The sequence below is a fragment of the Methylomonas koyamae genome, from assembly GCF_019669905.1.
In the GTDB taxonomy this organism is placed as follows: Bacteria; Pseudomonadota; Gammaproteobacteria; order Methylococcales; family Methylomonadaceae; genus Methylomonas; species Methylomonas koyamae.
This window is the reverse complement of record NZ_AP019777.1, coordinates 4212988-4229829: the sequence shown is the minus strand read 5'-3', so window position 1 is coordinate 4229829 and position 16842 is coordinate 4212988. Positions and strand designations below refer to the sequence as shown.

Sequence of the window (16842 nt, the reverse complement as noted above, 5' to 3'; positions counted from 1 at the left end):
GTTTTATGAAAAAGCGAAGTAGGGTATGCATCGCATATATTTTTGTGGCTCAAATTGTCGTGTCATCATAGGTGGGCACTTAGCAACAAATAAAGAGGTGTTCTGTGAAGTTCGGCCTTGAGCTATCAGAGTTTTTCAAAGAGTAATGCATGTGAATTTTTTTTCTGGGCAGTTTATGAAGAAATTCCATTACTAAGTTTAAAAATAAAATCAGTTTCGATTTTTAGCCAATATTCAAAGGGGTTTGACCAATATGAAAACCTACACAGCAATCATAGAAAAATGCCACGATACCGGATTATACGTAGGCTTCATTCCTGGATTTGCAGGCGCGCATAGCCAAGCGGAGTCGTTGGATGAACTGAATAAAAATCTTCGGGAAGTGATTGAAATGTTGCTTGAAGATGGCGAGCCGATACTGGAAGCCGAATTTATCGGCACTCAAAATGTAGTCGTCGCTTAAACATGGGAAACATACCTGTTCTTAAACCTCGCGAAGTTGTCGTTTTGCTTGAACTATTGGGATTCACCGAGGCTCGGCAACGAGGTTCGCATAAACAATTTCGCCATCCCGATGGCAGATGTACGACGGTGCCGTTTCATGCAGGGCGTGATATTTCGCCGATTTTGCTTCGGCAGATCGCTAAAGATATTGGCTTGAGTATTGAAGAGTTACTTAAGCTGCAAGCCTAAGTGATGTTTTCGATGTGGTTGCAGCCATTTCCTGAATTCTTTCCGATAATCGGCTTTTTAACCCCATGTCTTACCGCCACTCTCTAAACCTCAACTCCGGCCAAGTCGATCTCACCCACGGCGGTGGCGGCCGGGCGATGGCGCAGTTGATCGACCGGTTGTTTATTAAGCATTTCGACAACGACTTGCTGAATCGGCGCAACGACCAGGCCTTGTTCAACGTGCCAGCCGGGCGTCTGGCGATCAGTACCGACGGCCATGTGATTTCGCCGCTGTTTTTTCCGGGCGGCGACATCGGTTCGCTGGCGGTGCACGGCACCTTGAACGATGTGGCGATGTCCGGTGCCAGGCCGCTATATCTGGCAGCGGCTTTTATTTTGGAAGAAGGCCTGCCATTGGCCGACCTGGAGCGCATCGTCGTCAGTATGGCCGCGGCGGCGAATAAAGCCGGCGTGCCGATTGTGACCGGCGACACCAAGGTGGTGGAGCGCGGCAAGGGTGACGGGGTGTTCATCACCACCACCGGCGTCGGCATCGTCCCGGACGGCGTCGAGATTTCCGGCGACCGCGCCGCAGCCGGTTGCGCAATTTTGCTCAGCGGCAGCATCGGCGACCACGGCGTGGCGATTATGGCCAGCCGCGAGAATTTGCAATTCGAGACCAGCATAATCTCCGACTCGGCCGCCTTGCACGGCATGGTTGCCGATATGGTGGCCGCGGCACCGCAATCTATCCGCTGCTTGCGCGATCCGACCCGCGGCGGCTTGGCGGCGGTGTTGAACGAACTGGCCGGCCAGTCCGGGGTCGGTATCGTGATCGACGAGGCGGCGATTCCGGTCAAGGCCGAGGTCAAGGCGGCTTGCGAAATCCTCGGCCTCGATCCGCTGTATGTCGCCAACGAAGGCAAGCTGGTGTGCATCTGCGACGCCGCAGCCGCCGAGACTTTGCTGGCGGCGATGCGCAACCACCCCTTGGGCCGCGACGCCGCCATCATTGGCCAAGTCGTGGCCGACCCGCATCATTTCGTGCAAATGATTACCGCTTTCGGTGGCCGGCGCATCGTCGATTGGCCGGTCGGCGAGCAGTTGCCGCGCATCTGCTGATGCCGGGGCTGGCGATCCGCGCCCGCGGCGTGGTGCAGGGCGTCGGCTTTCGGCCGACGATTTGGCATCTGGCCCGCCGCTTCGGTTTGACCGGCGAGGTATGGAACGACGGCGAAGGCGTGATGATTCATGCCTTCGGCAACGCTGAGGCTTTGCAGGCTTTTGTCGCCCAGATTCCGCGCGAACTGCCGCCGCTGGCTAAGTTGGATGCGTTGGAATGCGCAGAATTGGCCGAAGCCGATCATGCCGAGTTCCGCATCGTCGCCAGCCGGCGAGACGGTATCGCCACCCCCATCGCCGCCGACGCCGCCACTTGCCCGGATTGTCTGGCCGAAATCGCCGACCCCAACAACCGCCGCTACCGTTACCCCTTCGCCAACTGCACCCACTGCGGGCCGCGCCTGTCCATCGTTCGCGCCGTACCTTACGACCGCGCCAACACCAGCATGGCGGCGTTCGCGATGTGCCCGGATTGCCAACGCGAATACGACGATCCAGCGGACCGCCGCTTTCATGCCCAGGCCAATTGCTGTCCGGTTTGCGGGCCGAGGTTGTGGTTGGCGGATGCGCAAGGCGATATCGTTTCCACACGTCGCCTTGAAACGCAGCGGAACGCATCCGCCAAGCAATCGAGCTTATTTTCCCCTTTGGAAAAACTACCCGAAGGACATAAAGGGGATGGAGCGGGATTTATTCGAACAATCTCCCCCAACCCCTCTTTTGCAAAGCGGGAGGCGAATAGCCGCGAGCTTCACGTAACGGCAGCGGCGCGGGACTTGGAAACCGCGGCCGCCGCTGCCGACACTATTGGGCAAACCGCAGAACTGATTCGGCAAGGCCGCATCGTCGCCATCAAAGGTCTGGGCGGCTTTCATCTGGCCTGCGACGCGACCAACGCACAGGCGGTAGACCTGTTGCGCCAACGCAAACGCCGCTACGCCAAACCTTTCGCGCTGATGGCCCGCGACCTGGCCATGCTGAGCCGCTTCGCCGTCGCTGCCCCCACCGAGACCCAGGCCTTGCAAGACAAAGCCGCGCCCATCGTCTTGCTGCGTGCAGCCGGCGAACCGTTGGCCGCCGGGGTCGCGCCGGGCGACGATAAACTCGGCTTCATGCTGCCTTATACGCCGCTGCATACGCTGCTGATGACGGAATTGGACAACCCCATCGTACTGACTTCCGGCAACGTTAGCGACGAGCCGCAATGCACCGATAACGACGAGGCCCTGCAAAAACTGCTTGGCATCGCCGATTATTTTCTGCTGCACCAGCGCGACATCGTCAACCGGCTGGACGATTCGGTGGCGCGGCTGATGGACGGCGAGATTCGCCTGCTGCGCCGGGCGCGAGGTTATGCGCCGCAGGCTCTGCCGCTGCCGCCCGGTTTCGAGCCGGCCGCCAATGTGTTGGCGATGGGGGGCGAGTTGAAAAACAGCTTTTGCCTACTCAAAAACGGCCAAGCCGTGTTCGGCCAGCACGTCGGCGACTTGGAAAATGCCGCGGTACAAGCCGATTACCGCCACGCTATCGCGTTGTACCGGGACTTGCACGGGTTTCGGCTAGAGTTACTAACCCGGCCCGCGCATACCGCTCGCTTTGGGCCGATCGAAGGGCGCTCCACCGCGGACTGCGACAAACCCAGCCTTAATGCCCTGAACGGTGCGGACGGAACGCCGCTAAGCAATAGGCCCGGCTTAATAGTCGCCGTGGACCGCCATCCCGGCTATCTATCCACGCAATACGGCCAAAGCTTGGCGGCGGCGGAAGGCTTAGCCTGCCTAAGCGTGCAACATCACCACGCCCACTTGGCCGCCTGTCTGGCCGAACACGGCGTGGCGCTGGGCGCGCCGCCGGTATTGGCGGCGATTTTCGACGGACTGGGCATGGGCGAGAACGGCGAGCTGTGGGGCGGTGAGTTTTTGTTGGGCGACTACCGCGGCTTTACCCGCTTGGCGCATTTCCAGCCGATTGCCTTGCCCGGCGGCAGCCAGGCGATGCGCGAACCCTGGCGCAATGCCTACGCCCAGCTCAGGCAGTATTTCGATTGGGGAGCGTTACAGACGGAATACGGTGAGTTGCCGCTGTTTAAACGGCTAGCCAACAAGCCGCTGACCACCCTGGAGACGATGATCGCCAAAAATCTGAACGCGCCGCCGTGCAGTTCGGTAGGCCGCTGGTTCGACGCCTTCGCTGCCGCTCTGGATTTGCACGCCGAGCGAGCCGATTACGAAGGCCAGGCGGCGATTGCGCTGGAGAATTTGGCAGCGCCTGCGTTTGCCGGCGAAACCGCCTATCCGCAGGCTTGGCAGGTGAGCGAAATGGAAGGAAAGCAGGTCTTGACTTGGCGCGGTTTGTGGCAGGCGGTGTTGACCGATTTGGCCAACGGCACCGACACTGCCGTGATCGCCGCCCGTATCCACCACAGCCTGATCGCGGCCAGCATCGAAACCTTGTTGCAACTGGGCCGGGAAACCGGGGCCGAGCGCGTGGTGTTGAGCGGCGGGGTGTTCCAAAACCGCTTGCTGCTGGAAGGCGTGGCCCAAGGCCTGCGCCGCCACGGCAAAACCGTGTTGCTGCCGCAACGTTATCCGGCCAACGACGGCGGTCTGGCCTTGGGCCAAGCGCTGATCGCCGCGGCAGCCGGTATCAGTTAGCGGCGTTGCTGCCGGCCAGTTCGACATTGAAACGGCCGTAGCGCTGCAAAATCGCCGGCAACAGCAATAGGTTCAGTACCGTCGACGATGCCAGGCCGCCGATAATGATGGCCGCCATCGGCCCCATGATTTCTCTACCCGGATTATCGCTGCCGATTGCGATCGGCAGCATCGCCAATGCGGTGACCAAGGCCGTCATCAGAATGGCCGGCAGCCGTTCCTGGGCGCCGCGGATCAGCGTCGCGGTGCACCATTCCTGGCCTTCGAATTCGATCAGATGCCGGTAATGCGAAATCAGCATGATGCAGTTGCGTACGGTGATGCCGAACAAGGTGACGAAGCCGACGAACGAGCCGACCGACAGCGTGGCGTCGGTCGCCACGACCGCGGCGACGCCGCCCAGCAGCGCAAACGGCAGATTCAATAAGGTCAACAGCATATGGCGCAGGCTGCCGAATGCGATAAACACGAAAATCAAGACGCCGGCGTCGGCCAGCAAGGCGTGGACCAGCAAGGTTTCGCGGGCCTTGGCTTGTTCCAGCGCCGCGCCGATGAATTCGGGATAACTGCCGTCGCGCCAGTTCAATTCGGTTTGCACCCGTTGCTTAAGTTCGGCCATGAAGGCGTCCATGTCGCGGCCTTCGACTTTGCAGGTCACGGTCTGAATCCGTTGCGCGCCCTGGTGCAGGATGTTGTAGCGGCCTTCGCCGTGGCGGACTTCGGCCACTTCGCCCAGCAGCACGCGCTGGCCCTCGGCGTTCTTCAGCGGTAGTTGCGCCAAGGAATCCGGCCGGCTGCGCCAGTCCGGCGGTAGCGATACCGCCACGTTGAAAATCCGGTTGCCCTGCAGATTCTTGCCGACGATGCGGCCCTCGTAGGCGGTTTGCAATGCCGCCATCACTTGCGCCGGGCTGATGCCGCGGAATTTCAGCCGCTCCGGGTCGAGTTGCACTTGCAGCAAGCTGGTGGCCGGCGGCGAGCGCAATTGCACATCTTCGGCGCCGGGCATGGTTTCGATCAGCGCCGCCAGTTGTTGCGCCTTGGCGTCCAGCTCCGCCAGATCGTTGCCGTAAATATTGACCACGACCGGCGCGGTGTAGCCGGAAATGGTTTCGTCGACCCGCTCGGTCAGGAAGGTGTTGGCCTCGTAATGGATACCGGGAAAACTGTCCAGAATGGCGCGGATTTCGTCCAACACGCGTTGCTGCTCGGGGCCGGAAAGGGGATGCAAACGCACTTCGTATTCGCTGTAATGGCTGCCGTACGTATCGGCGCCGCGTTCGGCGCGGCCGGCCCATTGCGACACCGATTCCACGCCGGCGACTGCCGTCAGCCGTTCGGTCAACAGGCTGCCGACCCGGATCGATTCCGGCAACGAAGTGCCGGGCACGCTGGCGGTATGGACGATGAAGTGGCCCTCGCGCAGTTCCGGCAGAAATTTGTGGTTCAGTTGCAGGAAGGCGGCGATGCCGATCAGGCACGCGACCGCGCCGGCCAAGGCCACGGCTTTGAAATGGCGGATCGCCCACAGCAATTGTTTGGCGTATAGCGGTTTCAGCCAACGCAACAACGGCGGATCGCTATCGTCCGGCAAATTGGCTTTGAACAGCAGGTGGCACAACGCCGGCGTCAGCGTCAACGCCACCAGCAGCGACATCAAAATCGCCAGAATGTAGGACGCGCCGAGCGGGGCGAACAGCCGGCCGCTGACGCCGTCCAGCGTCAGCAGCGGCACGAACACCAGCGCGACGATAAAGCTGGCGTAAACCACGGAGCTGCGCACTTCCAGCGAAGCCTGGTAAACCACTTCCGCGGTGCTGTCCGGAAACAGCTTCGCCCGGTTTTCGCGCAGGCGGCGGAAGATGTTCTCGGTGTCGATGATGGCGTCGTCGACCACTTCGCCCAAGGCAATCGCCAGACCGCCCAACACCATGATGTTGAGATTCACGCCGCATTCCAGCAGCACCACTGCGGCGCTCAACAACGACAGCGGAATCGCCGTGGCGGCGATCAACGCGCTGCGCAAGTCGAACAAAAACAGGTAGAGCACGGCCAGCACGAACAGGCCGCCGAGCAGCAAATGGCCGGACAGGTTATGCAACGAGGTCTCGATATAATCCGCCGGCCGAAACAGGTGCGGGTAAAACCCGATATTCTGTTGTTGGAATATCGGTTCAAAGCCTGCCAGTACCGATTCCACTTGGCGCGACACCGACAAGGTATTGGCGCCGTACTGGCCGATCACCATCAGCACGATGCCCGGTTTGCCCATGATCTGCGCCGCGCCGATCGGCGGTTCCGCGCCGTAGCGAATGTCGGCAACGTCGGCCAGCGTCACGTTCATGCCGTCCTGGCGCTTGACCACCAACTGTTTGAATTGCTCGGGATTGGCCGGCTGGCCGCTGATCTGCAAGGTAAAACGCTGATTGGCGTTTTCGATGAAGCCGGCACCGTTCATCTCGGCCGCGCCGGCCGCCGCGGCAACCACATCCTCGATCGCCAGATTGAAGCGTTGCAGCGCGGCCGGTTGCAGTTGCACTTGCAACTGCTGGATATCGCCGCCGAACACGTTGACGTCGGCCACGCCGGGCACCGCCAGCAGGCGCGGCACCAGGCTCCAGTCGACCAGGCTGCGCAGATCCATCAGCGATTTGGTTTCCGAGCTGACGCCTAGCGTCAACACGGTAGCGGACGACGACGACAGCGGTATCGCCAGCGGCGTGCCGACGCCGGCCGGCAAACGCTGGCCCAGGCTGTTCAGGCGTTCGCTGACCAATTGCCGGTTACGGTAAACGTCGCTGCGTTCCGAAAAGTTGGCGGTGACGATGGATAGTCCCTGAATCGACTGCGAGCGCAGCGTTTGCAGGCCGATCAAGCCGCTGATCGAGTTTTCGATTTGCTGGGTCACCAGCACTTCCACTTGTTCGGCGGCCAAGCCCGGCGCTTCGGTTTGAATGATGACCTGTTTCGGGGCGAATTCCGGGAAAATATCCAGGCCGGCGTTGGCGAAGCGGTAGCTGCCGTAACCGAACAGCAGCAGCGCCAGCGTAACGACGATGCCGGAATAGCGAATCGAAAAGCGGACCAGAAGTGCGAGCATGGCGGATAGCAAGATTGGACTAAGCCGGTTATTGTGCCTGTTCGGCTCGCCGCGGTCTATTGCAGCCCGGCGGCTCAGGGCTTGGCGCTGCGGCCGACATAAGCTGTGACGCATTCGGCGGATAACGTCCGGCGGGCTTTGCCGGCTCCGCTAAACTGCATTAACATCGCAGCCAACGGACATGAAACCGGCGCACTGGAAGTGCTAGGCCGGCGGCGGCTCGCATGATAACTCTAACCTTGGGACTCTTACCTATGGACAGCCAACACATCGATTTACACCGTGCGATCATTGCGCTGACCTGCGCGCTGGATTTGGTCGGTATCGACGAAGTCAAACACGGCAAGCGGGTGGCGATGATGGCGTGGCATATTGCCGGAAAATTGGCCTGGTCGGCGGAGGATAGGCTCAGTATTCTGCAGGCCGGCATGTTGCACGATTGCGGCGTGGCCAAGATTCGCGAACACCGGCACCTGACCGAGTCGTTGGAATGGGACGGCGCCGAAGCGCACTGCCAGCGCGGCGAGGAATATCTGCGCGCCTGTCCGCCGCTCAGCCATCTGGCGGAGGAGATCCGCTACCACCATACCCGCTGGGAAAAGTTGCAGCAAACGGCGCTGTCCGCCAGAACCCGGCTGCGTGCCAATCTGCTGTTCCTGGCCGACCGCATCGACGTGCTGCAGGCGCCTTATCTGGCCAGCGAACAAATTCTGATTGCCGCACCGAAGATTGTCGAGCGGCTGCAAAGTTATTCCGGCAGCCTGTTTTGTCCGGAGTTACTGGATGCGTTCGCCGATTTGGCGCAGAGCCAGGCGTTCTGGCTGGCGATGGACCCGGATTATCTGGACGAGGATTTGCGCAATCTGGGTAACCACGTGCCGCTGGAGACGTTGCCTTATCCCGATTTGCGCGAGATTGCCCGGTTGTTCTCGCGGGTGGTCGACGCCAAAAGCCCCTACACCGAGCTGCATTCGGAGCGGGTAGCGCAAATCGCCCGCCGGCTGGCGCAGTCCTTCGGTATCGACGGCGCCAACCTGGAGCAAGTCGAAATCGCCGGTTTGCTGCACGACATCGGTAAATTGCGGGTATCGGAAGACATTATCGACAAGCCCGGCAGCCTGACTGCGGAAGAGCGGGCCTGCATGCAGCGCCACAGTTACGACACCTACCGGATTCTGCAGCGGGTATTCGTCGATTCGAAAATTCCGGAGTGGGCCGGACTGCACCATGAAAACCTGCGCGGCGAAGGTTATCCGTTCAAAACCGCGGCAACGGCGTTGCCGCTGGAGTGCCGCATTATCAGCGTCGCCGATATTTTTCAGGCTTTAGCCCAATCGAGGCCTTACCGGGTCGGCATGCCGCTGGCGGAAATCGTCGCCTACCTGGAACGCCGGGTTGCCGACGGCGTGCTGGACGCCGGCGTGGTGGAAAAGCTAAAAGCCGACGCCGAAGACTATTACCATCTGGCCCAAGGCGAATTCTGTCCGGAATAAATCCGCCGGCGCTTGCCGGCCGGAGCCGGCGTAAATCCGGGTATAATGCGGCTCCGATTTACCCTGCCGATTCGCGCCGAGCCGATGTCCGAAGACCTTTATTTCCTGCCCGATCAAACCGTAGAGTCTCTGAAAGTTCCGCCGCATTCGATTCAAGCCGAGCAATCGGTGTTGGGCGGTTTGTTGCTGGACAACCAGACTTGGGACTCCGTCGCCGATAAAGTCGGCGAGAACGATTTCTACCGCCGCGACCACCGTTTGATTTTTCGCGCCATCGCCGAATTGGCCGAGCGCCAGGACCCGTTCGATGTCGTCACGATCTCAGAGGTGCTGGAAACCACCGGCGAGTTGCAGGATGTCGGCGGTCTGGCTTATCTGAGCACGCTGGCGCGGGATACCCCCAGCGCCGCCAACATTGTGGCTTACGCTAACATCGTCCGTGACCGTTCGGTGTTGCGGCAACTGATCCACGTCGGCACCGAAATTTCCGATTCGGCGTTCAGTACCGAAGGCCGGGAAACCGCCGAATTGCTGGAAAACGCCGAGCGCAAAGTATTCGAAATCGCCGAACAGCGGCAGAAGGGGCAGGGCGGGTTCAATTCGATCAAATCGCTGTTGGCCAAGGCGGTCGACAAAATCGAAATGTTGTACGAGCAGGATGGCGACATCACCGGCGCCAGCACCGGCTTTACCGACCTGGACGAGAAAACCTCCGGCCTGCAACCGTCCGATTTGATCATCGTCGCCGGCCGGCCGTCGATGGGCAAAACCACGATTGCGATGAACATGGCCGAAAACGTGGCCTTGAAGAGCGGCATGCCGGTGGCGGTGTTCAGTATGGAGATGCCGGGAGAGGCGCTGGCGATGCGGATGATGTCGTCGTTGGGCCGCATCGACCAGCATAAAGTCAGAACCGGCAAGCTGGACGACGACGACTGGCCGCGTTTGACTTCGGCGATCAATTTATTGGCCGAAACCAAGATGTTCATCGACGACACCCCGGCGCTGACGCCAACCGAGGTGCGTTCCCGCGCCCGCCGCCTGACTCGCGAACACGGCCAGCTCGGCCTGATCGTGATCGATTACTTGCAGTTGATGCAATCGCCGGCCAGCGGCGATAACCGGGTGCAGCAGATTTCCGACATCTCGCGCGGCTTGAAGGCCTTGGCGAAAGAACTCAACGTGCCGGTCATCGCGCTGTCGCAGCTCAACCGGAATCTGGAGCAGCGGCCCAACAAACGGCCGGTGATGTCCGATCTACGCGAGTCCGGCGCGATCGAGCAGGATGCCGACTTGATTATCTTCGTGTACCGCGACGAGGTTTACCACGAAGACAGCCCGGACAAAGGCATTGCCGAAGTCATCATCGGCAAGCAACGGAACGGCCCGCTCGGCACGGTGCGGCTGACCTTCCTCGGCCAATACACCCGGTTCGAGAATTTCGCCGGGATTTACGACGGCCCGGAGGATTACGAATGATGCCGCCGGCTTATGTGCGCTTGGATCTGGATGCAGTGCGGCATAACCTGGAACAAGTCAAGCGCTACGCGCCCGACAACAAAATCATGGCGGTGATCAAGGCCAACGCTTACGGCCACGGTATGGACCGGGTCGCGGCGGCGCTGGAACAGGCCGACGGTTTTGCCGTCGCCAGGGTCGACGAAGGTGCCCGCTTGCGCCAGGCCGGCTTCGAGCAGCCGATTACCGTGTTGCAGGGCTTCGTCTGCGCCGACGAATTGCAGCAGTTACTGAAATACCGGCTGGCCGCGGTGATCCACGCGCCGCAACAAATCGCCATTCTGCAACAGCAACCCGACCGCGCCATCAAGCTGGCGGTCTGGCTGAAGCTGGACACCGGCATGAACCGCTTGGGTTTTAAGGCCCACGATTTTGCTGCCGCCTACCAGGCCTTGCTGGCCTGCGCGGCGGTCGAACAGCCGATCAACTTGATCACCCATTTCGCCAACGCCGACGATCTGTTGGACGACAAAACCCGGCGCCAGATCGATTTGTTCAACGACGCCGTCAAAGATTATCCGGGCCAACGCAGTATCGCCAACTCGGCCGGTATCATCGGCTGGCCCAGCGTCCGCTCCGGCGCCGCTCAGGACAGAGGCGGCGATTGGGTCAGGCCGGGTCTGATGCTGTACGGTTGCTCGCCGTTCGCCGGCAAAACCGGCGCCGATTTCGGCTTGAAACCGGCCATGAGTCTGCATTCGCGCTTGATTGCGGTTAAAGACCTTGCCGCCGGCGAAAGCGTGGGCTACAGCGGTACCTGGACCTGCCGCAGCGCCACCCGTTTGGGCGTGGTGTCGATAGGTTACGGCGACGGCTACCACCGCGCCACCCGCAGCGGCGCGCCGGTGTTGGTCAACGGCCGCCGGGTGCCGCTGATCGGCCGGGTATCGATGGACATGATCACCGTCGACCTGAACGACCTACCCGACGCCCAGCCCGGCGACCCGGTCACGCTGTGGGGCAACGGCCTGCCGGTCGAGGAAATCGCCCGCCACGCCGATACGATTCCGTACACCTTGCTGTGCGGGATTACGCAGAGAGTGTGCATCGTCGAAACCTAATCGCTTGGCGGATTTGAGAAACAGCCCTCTTACCCTTTCGTATAGCCGACAACACTCAACAACGCAGAACTCAACGCTGAAAAAAAAGCGTTAAACCATCCGAGCCTAGTTTGGACACGATGCTGCGTATATAGCTTCCACAACAGTGGTTCGGTTATTCCGCTCCGGCCATGGAAGCAGCCGGGCACGATATGCCGTTACTGCCCGACTCTGCCAAATCCGGCTCGACTACGCGTATCGGCCGATCCCCGATCTTTATCCCGGTGACCTCGTCCACAAGCACCGGTCTGATTTCCGTCCCCGTTTCGGCATCCAAGATGCGCACCAGCCGGCCCTCGCCGCGATATTTACGTCCCCAGGCACCAATCGTGAACAGCACCGGCAGAAAATCGCGGCCAGCGGCAGTCAACACATACTCCTCGCGCGGCGGACGTTCAGAATAAAGCCTTTTTTCCAATAATCCTTCCGCTGTCAGAGCCGCCAATCTTCGGGTCAGGATCGCAGGTCCGATGCCAAGGTTTTTCCGAAACTGGTCAAAGCGGGTGAGGCCGAAATGGGCGTCCCGCAGGATCAAAAGACTCCATGCGTCGCCAAGAAAAGCCAAGCAACGAGCGATTGGACAAGGGTCATCACAAATATTTTTATCGTTCATACAATTTTGGTAGTGACTTGCTTTCAAATTGGTAGTAACATTACTTCCAAAATGATAGTAACACTTAGGCGATAGACAATCCACCCGGTAAGGAGATTTGAATTATGAGTATTAAGCAAAATATTAGTGTCGCGTTGGTCACTGGCGCATCCTCGGGCATAGGCGAAGCAACCGCTCTGCGGTTGACCGCGGCTGGCTACAAGGTCTATGGCACCAGCAGACGGGGCGCCGTCCAAACGGGTCAACGTTCTTTTCAGATGCTGTCTCTCGACGTGACTAGCGATATCTCCGTCGAAGCTGCCGTTAGCGAGGTGATGCAACGGGAAGGACGCATTGACCTGCTTGTGAACAACGCAGGTTTCGGGGTTGCGCCTGCTGGCGCGGAAGAGAGTTCGATCGAACAGTCCCAGTCGGTTTTCGATACAAACTTCTTCGGTATCGTCCGCATGACTCGTGCCGTTACCCCCCATATGCGGCGCCAAGGCAGCGGCCGCATCATCAACATTGGCTCCGTGCTTGGCGTATTGCCGATGCCGTATATGGCGATTTATGCCGCGAGCAAGCACGCGATCGAAGGCTATTCGGAATCGCTCGATCACGAGTTACGTTCCAGAGGCATCCGCGTCTCTGTCATCGAGCCCGCATACACAAAGACGAAGTTTGACGCGAACCTGCTGGCGGCCGATTCGCAGCTTGCGGAGTATCACGAAACCCGCGCGGTCTTGGACAAGGTGTTGGAGGAAGTGATGGCTATTGCCGACGAGCCGGAAGTGGTGGCCGATGTGGTGCTTAAAGCAGCCAGAGCTGCTCGCCCGAGGCTCCGATATACGGCGGGTGGTCTTGCTAGGCGCTTGAGCTTGCTACGCCGATTTGCGCCTGCTCGCGTATTGGATGCAGGGCTTCGAAAAGATCTGCGGCTAGACGCAATAAAAAAACCACAAATGTCATGAAGGCGTTCGTCGTCCATCGTTATGGAAACGAAATACCCGAGCCCAAACCGGTCAATATCGAAGTATGGGCCCAGGTGCATGTCGTCGGCGAACGCCCCCTAGCCTGCGCCACAACTGCTTCCGCTTTATGCGGATCAACAACGATTTAGTCTGAACTTAGCAACAAGGAATTTTTTGTGAATAGCACCTTAACCATGAAAGCCCTCACCTTCAAACGCTATAGCAAGTCGCCCGAGATCGGTTTTTCCGACATTTCTCGCCCCACACCGAAGGCTGACGAATTGCTGGTAAAAGTCCACGCCGCGGGCCTGAACCCGATCGACAACATGATTCCAACCGGGATGTTCAAGCCTGTTCTGCATTTCCAGTTGCCAGCCACACTGGGCAGCGATCTGGCGGGCGTGGTGGTTGAGGTCGGCAGCCGCGTAACGCGCTTCAAGCCGGGCGATGCCGTCTTCGCCAGTATCTTCGACCTTGGCACAGGGTCGCTTGCCGAATTCGCGGTGGTGCCGGAGAGCGCCGCAGCACTGAAGCCAGCCAATCTGGATTTCGTGCAGGCCGCATCCATTCCGATGGTCGGGCTTACCTCCTGGCAAGCGCTGAAGGAGCGCGCCAATCTTCGGGCCGGCCAGAAGGTGTTCATCCCGGCAGGGTCCGGCGGGATTGGCACGTTTGCGATCCAGTTGGCAAAGCACCTTGGCGCCACGGTGGCAACCACCACCAGCACCGGCAACGTTGAACTGGTACGCAGCCTGGGTGCGGACGAAGTCGTCGATTACAAGAAGCAAGATTTTGAGAAAGTGCTGGGCGGCTACGATGTAGTGCTTGGCACGCTCAAGGGAGCCGAGCTCGAGAAATCCGTCGGAATTCTCAAGCCGGGAGGCAAGATCGTCTCTTTGATCGGGCCGCTGGATGCGGCGTTTGCGGATGCCAAGCGCTTGAATTTCGTCCTCAGGTTCGTATTTGGGCTGATGAGCCGCAAGATCATGAGGCTTGCCAGAAAACGGGCAGTCACTTACTCATTTCTGTTCGTGCGTCCCGATGGCGATCAACTCGGCGACATCGGCAAACTCCTCGAAGCAGAGCGTATCAAGCCTGTGATCGACAAGGTGTTTCCGTTCGAGGAAGCCAAAGATGCGCTAGCCTACCTCGCCCAGGGGCGTTCTAGGGGGAAAGTCGTCGTCAAGATGCTGTGAACAAAAGACAACCCAAGCTCCACATTTTTCAAACACTTCCAAAGGTAAAAAACCATGACTTCATCTAAAAAAATCGCTGTTGTAACAGGTGCTTCTTCCGGTATCGGATCAGTTTACGCCGATCGTCTAGCTCAACGCGGATACGACCTGTTGCTGGTCGCCCGGCGCGGCGACCGCTTACAAAATCTTGCCGCCAAACTAGAGCAGGCTTACGGCATCAAGGCCGAAACGCGGGTGGCCGATCTTGAGAACGAAACAGATCTCGCGAGTCTTGAAGCCGTTCTCGCTGCCAATCCCGCTATCAGTCTATTGGTCAACAATGCCGGCATAGCCAGACTGAGCCCTGTGACTGAAGCGCCAGTGAAAGACTCCTTGTCGCAGATCGCGTTGAATATCACGGCGCTGACGCGATTGACGCATGCCGTGTTGCCTGCGTTCAAGGCACGCAACGAAGGTGTCATTATCAATATCGCCTCGGTATTGGCTGTTCATGCGTTTCCGGTGAGCTCGGTATACAGCGGCACGAAAGCGTTCGTGCTCAATTTCAGTCGCGGTCTACAGCAAGAATTGGCAGATACCGGGATTAAGGTTCAAGTGGTGTTGCCTGCCGCCACAGCCACCGAACTTTGGGATACCGCCGGGATGCCACTGAGCGCGTTTCCAGAAGAAGCGGTGATGACTACCGAGCATCTTGTCGATGCCGCGCTGGCTGGTTTCGACCAAGGCGAGCTGGTCACCTGGCCCTCCCTGGCTGACGCCAGACACTGGGACCGATACGACGCTCACAGGTCCGAACTCTTCGCGGCGACGCAAACCGGCAAGTCCGCGCCACGTCTAGCTACGCCGTCCTGATTGTTTTCAATGTGAATAACATGCGCCGTATTTTGATAACGCCACAGGCCGCTATAAATCGCATATGGAAAGGTGCGGGACTGGTTGGCGTTCTGATGCTGAGCGTCACAGTGGCGTAGTTCGTCGTGATGTGGCAATAAAAAGGCTATTGGCAGAATGAGGTTGGAATGATGGCCGACAGTCTTTATCATTGAACTCGATCAAGTGGTTGGAATTTGATTTCCTGATATCTCATGGCGTGGTTGATTAGAGCTTGATCGTCTTGTTAGGACCCAAGGCGGAAGTGTGTATTTATCTTGAATGTCGGTTTAAAATTTATCAGCCATTCAAATAATAAAAGTTGTAGGGTGGATAAGCGAGCGCCATCTACCTATTTGCGTTTCTATGGTGGATGGCGCTTCGCTTATCCACCCTACGGCCAGGTCTGTCGTTCGTGGTAGCATCAGTGCTTGATTTGCAAGACCTGACCCCTGGCTTCCTGTTACTTATCAAGCCTATTGTCCAAAATTATGTATTGAAGGCCAGCAATGATAAGCCTTGTGCAGAGTCTTGGCGCTAGACAGACTGCTGCAAATCTTAATCGTCATCTACTTTAAATAAGGAAAAGTCCATGAAAAAACTGTACGGCTTGTTAGCCGTTTACTTATTTTCCAGCGCCGCTAATGCTGCTGTGCAATTTAGTTTCGGCGGGCATTTGATTACAGAATCAACCAGCTATCACATCGGCGATACATTTTCCGGGCAGTTTACCCTTAATCCGGACACCCCTGATTTAAGCGCCTACCAAACGCCTCCCAACGTATCTACTCCCCGTATAGAGCTAACCTATTTAAACAACGCCTCATCTTCAATAGCCGTCAATGGCGGAGTAGCCAAGCAAGGCAACGACAAAATTGAAGTACATTTTGAAAACGATCTTGAACTGACACAGGCGATGATCAATAGCGTCGGCCTGCAAGGTCGGATTAATCCGGGTATCTACGATACGGCTGACATAAGCGACACACATATCGCCGACGACAACTCAGCCACCAACTTTATGGTTTTAGTACTGTTTTCAGCAGATTCTTTTACCGCAACGCACATTGAAAATCAGGACTACGCCGGCATTCTCGATCTGGATTTATCGCCCAGTTTTGCCGCGATTAGAATTAGAAATCGTAATTCATCGGAGCCTGCCGCAACGGGTGTGCTTGACCATTACTCGATTACCGCAGTGCCTTTACCTGCTAGCTTGTGGCTGTTCGGCTCCGCACTGGCCGGATTGGTCTTAAAGCGCAAACGTGGTATTGCTTGATCATTTAGTCTTTACAAGCGTCTCCCACAGTTACCCTACATCTATTATGCAATTAGCCTTTGATCGAGGGTTATAGGTTCCAAACCAGGCATACAGCAAGGACCGTAGGATGCGGTGAGGCACGAACTACATCGTTCGCGATTGATGCGGTTCACATTGTTCACCGCATCCTACGAGCTGCGCATCTATAAAAATTTCAGGCCAGGGTGGGTTGTTGATTTATGGAAGCGCGATCATTCCTCATAAGGTTCGATTTTTTTACGAAGGGATTTC

At 58.2% G+C, this 16842-nt stretch carries 13 protein-coding genes; 11 read left to right on the top strand and 2 right to left on the bottom strand.

Going from position 1 to position 16842, the window contains the following annotated elements; all coding sequences use genetic code 11:
- The first annotated feature begins 253 nt into the window (after nucleotides 1-253).
- From MKFW12EY_RS19060 to MKFW12EY_RS19045, 4 genes are all read left to right on the top strand, one after another.
- Nucleotides 254-463, top strand: coding sequence for a type II toxin-antitoxin system HicB family antitoxin (locus tag MKFW12EY_RS19060; RefSeq protein ID WP_054762073.1), 210 nt, complete (start codon nucleotides 254-256; stop codon nucleotides 461-463).
- Between the two features lie 2 nt (nucleotides 464-465).
- Nucleotides 466-693: a type II toxin-antitoxin system HicA family toxin gene (locus tag MKFW12EY_RS19055; RefSeq protein ID WP_054762071.1), complete on the top strand. Its 228-nt coding sequence runs from the start codon at nucleotides 466-468 to the stop codon at nucleotides 691-693.
- Nucleotides 694-758: 65 nt separating this feature from the next.
- Entirely contained in the window at nucleotides 759-1796 is a 1038-nt protein-coding gene (hypE, locus tag MKFW12EY_RS19050) for a hydrogenase expression/formation protein HypE (protein WP_221053574.1), read from the top strand.
- Nucleotides 1796-4450, top strand: a complete 2655-nt coding sequence (locus tag MKFW12EY_RS19045; RefSeq protein ID WP_054762087.1) for a carbamoyltransferase HypF — start codon at nucleotides 1796-1798, stop codon at nucleotides 4448-4450. Before hypE ends, MKFW12EY_RS19045 begins: the two co-directional genes overlap by 1 nt.
- Here MKFW12EY_RS19045 and MKFW12EY_RS19040 read toward each other — a convergent pair.
- Nucleotides 4443-7550 carry an efflux RND transporter permease subunit gene (locus MKFW12EY_RS19040; protein WP_054762068.1) on the bottom strand — a complete coding sequence of 1036 codons (3108 nt, stop codon included), beginning with the start codon at nucleotides 7548-7550 and terminating at the stop codon, nucleotides 4443-4445. The two genes, MKFW12EY_RS19045 and MKFW12EY_RS19040, sit on opposite strands and share 8 nt — an antisense overlap.
- A gap of 224 nt (nucleotides 7551-7774) precedes the next feature.
- Between MKFW12EY_RS19040 and MKFW12EY_RS19035 the strand changes: the two genes are divergently transcribed.
- The 3 genes from MKFW12EY_RS19035 (at nucleotide 7775) to alr (ending at nucleotide 11622) form a co-directional block, all read left to right on the top strand.
- Entirely contained in the window at nucleotides 7775-9043 is a 1269-nt protein-coding gene (locus MKFW12EY_RS19035) for an HD-GYP domain-containing protein (RefSeq protein WP_245006356.1), read from the top strand.
- An 84-nt stretch (nucleotides 9044-9127) separates the two neighbouring features.
- Nucleotides 9128-10522: a replicative DNA helicase gene (dnaB, locus tag MKFW12EY_RS19030; RefSeq protein WP_054762085.1), complete on the top strand. Its 1395-nt coding sequence runs from the start codon at nucleotides 9128-9130 to the stop codon at nucleotides 10520-10522.
- Entirely contained in the window at nucleotides 10519-11622 is a 1104-nt protein-coding gene (gene alr, locus MKFW12EY_RS19025) for an alanine racemase (RefSeq protein WP_054762064.1), read from the top strand. Before dnaB ends, alr begins: the two co-directional genes overlap by 4 nt.
- 154 nt (nucleotides 11623-11776) lie before the next feature.
- Here alr and MKFW12EY_RS19020 read toward each other — a convergent pair whose 3' ends face one another.
- Complete coding sequence (locus MKFW12EY_RS19020) at nucleotides 11777-12274, bottom strand: winged helix-turn-helix transcriptional regulator (RefSeq protein WP_054762063.1); 498 nt, start codon at nucleotides 12272-12274, stop codon at nucleotides 11777-11779.
- A gap of 104 nt (nucleotides 12275-12378) precedes the next feature.
- Between MKFW12EY_RS19020 and MKFW12EY_RS19015 the strand changes: the two genes are divergently transcribed.
- From MKFW12EY_RS19015 to MKFW12EY_RS19000, 4 genes are all read left to right on the top strand, one after another.
- A complete protein-coding gene (locus MKFW12EY_RS19015; protein WP_054762060.1) occupies nucleotides 12379-13224 on the top strand; it encodes an oxidoreductase in 846 nt (281 codons plus the stop codon).
- A 176-nt stretch (nucleotides 13225-13400) separates the two neighbouring features.
- On the top strand, nucleotides 13401-14420 hold the full coding sequence (locus tag MKFW12EY_RS19010) for an NADP-dependent oxidoreductase (RefSeq protein WP_221053573.1): 1020 nt from the start codon (nucleotides 13401-13403) through the stop codon (nucleotides 14418-14420).
- A gap of 54 nt (nucleotides 14421-14474) precedes the next feature.
- Nucleotides 14475-15272 (top strand): SDR family NAD(P)-dependent oxidoreductase, encoded by a 798-nt coding sequence (locus MKFW12EY_RS19005; protein ID WP_054762058.1) that lies wholly within the window; start codon nucleotides 14475-14477, stop codon nucleotides 15270-15272.
- 610 nt (nucleotides 15273-15882) lie between these two features.
- Nucleotides 15883-16569, top strand: a complete 687-nt coding sequence (locus MKFW12EY_RS19000) for a PEP-CTERM sorting domain-containing protein (protein ID WP_157199404.1) — start codon at nucleotides 15883-15885, stop codon at nucleotides 16567-16569.
- The last annotated feature ends 273 nt before the right edge of the window (nucleotides 16570-16842 follow it).

What these genes read in the sequence shown, in the direction of transcription:
- MKFW12EY_RS19060 (WP_054762073.1), top strand. Translation starts at nt 254, where the DNA reads ATGAAAACCTACACAGCAATCATAGAAAAATGCCACGATACCGGATTA.
- MKFW12EY_RS19055 (WP_054762071.1), top strand. Translation starts at nt 466, where the DNA reads ATGGGAAACATACCTGTTCTTAAACCTCGCGAAGTTGTCGTTTTGCTT.
- hypE (WP_221053574.1), top strand. Translation starts at nt 759, where the DNA reads ATGTCTTACCGCCACTCTCTAAACCTCAACTCCGGCCAAGTCGATCTC.
- MKFW12EY_RS19045 (WP_054762087.1), top strand. Translation starts at nt 1,796, where the DNA reads ATGCCGGGGCTGGCGATCCGCGCCCGCGGCGTGGTGCAGGGCGTCGGC.
- MKFW12EY_RS19040 (WP_054762068.1), bottom strand. Translation starts at nt 7,550, where the DNA reads ATGCTCGCACTTCTGGTCCGCTTTTCGATTCGCTATTCCGGCATCGTC.
- MKFW12EY_RS19035 (WP_245006356.1), top strand. Translation starts at nt 7,775, where the DNA reads ATGATAACTCTAACCTTGGGACTCTTACCTATGGACAGCCAACACATC.
- dnaB (WP_054762085.1), top strand. Translation starts at nt 9,128, where the DNA reads ATGTCCGAAGACCTTTATTTCCTGCCCGATCAAACCGTAGAGTCTCTG.
- alr (WP_054762064.1), top strand. Translation starts at nt 10,519, where the DNA reads ATGATGCCGCCGGCTTATGTGCGCTTGGATCTGGATGCAGTGCGGCAT.
- MKFW12EY_RS19020 (WP_054762063.1), bottom strand. Translation starts at nt 12,274, where the DNA reads ATGAACGATAAAAATATTTGTGATGACCCTTGTCCAATCGCTCGTTGC.
- MKFW12EY_RS19015 (WP_054762060.1), top strand. Translation starts at nt 12,379, where the DNA reads ATGAGTATTAAGCAAAATATTAGTGTCGCGTTGGTCACTGGCGCATCC.
- MKFW12EY_RS19005 (WP_054762058.1), top strand. Translation starts at nt 14,475, where the DNA reads ATGACTTCATCTAAAAAAATCGCTGTTGTAACAGGTGCTTCTTCCGGT.
- MKFW12EY_RS19000 (WP_157199404.1), top strand. Translation starts at nt 15,883, where the DNA reads ATGAAAAAACTGTACGGCTTGTTAGCCGTTTACTTATTTTCCAGCGCC.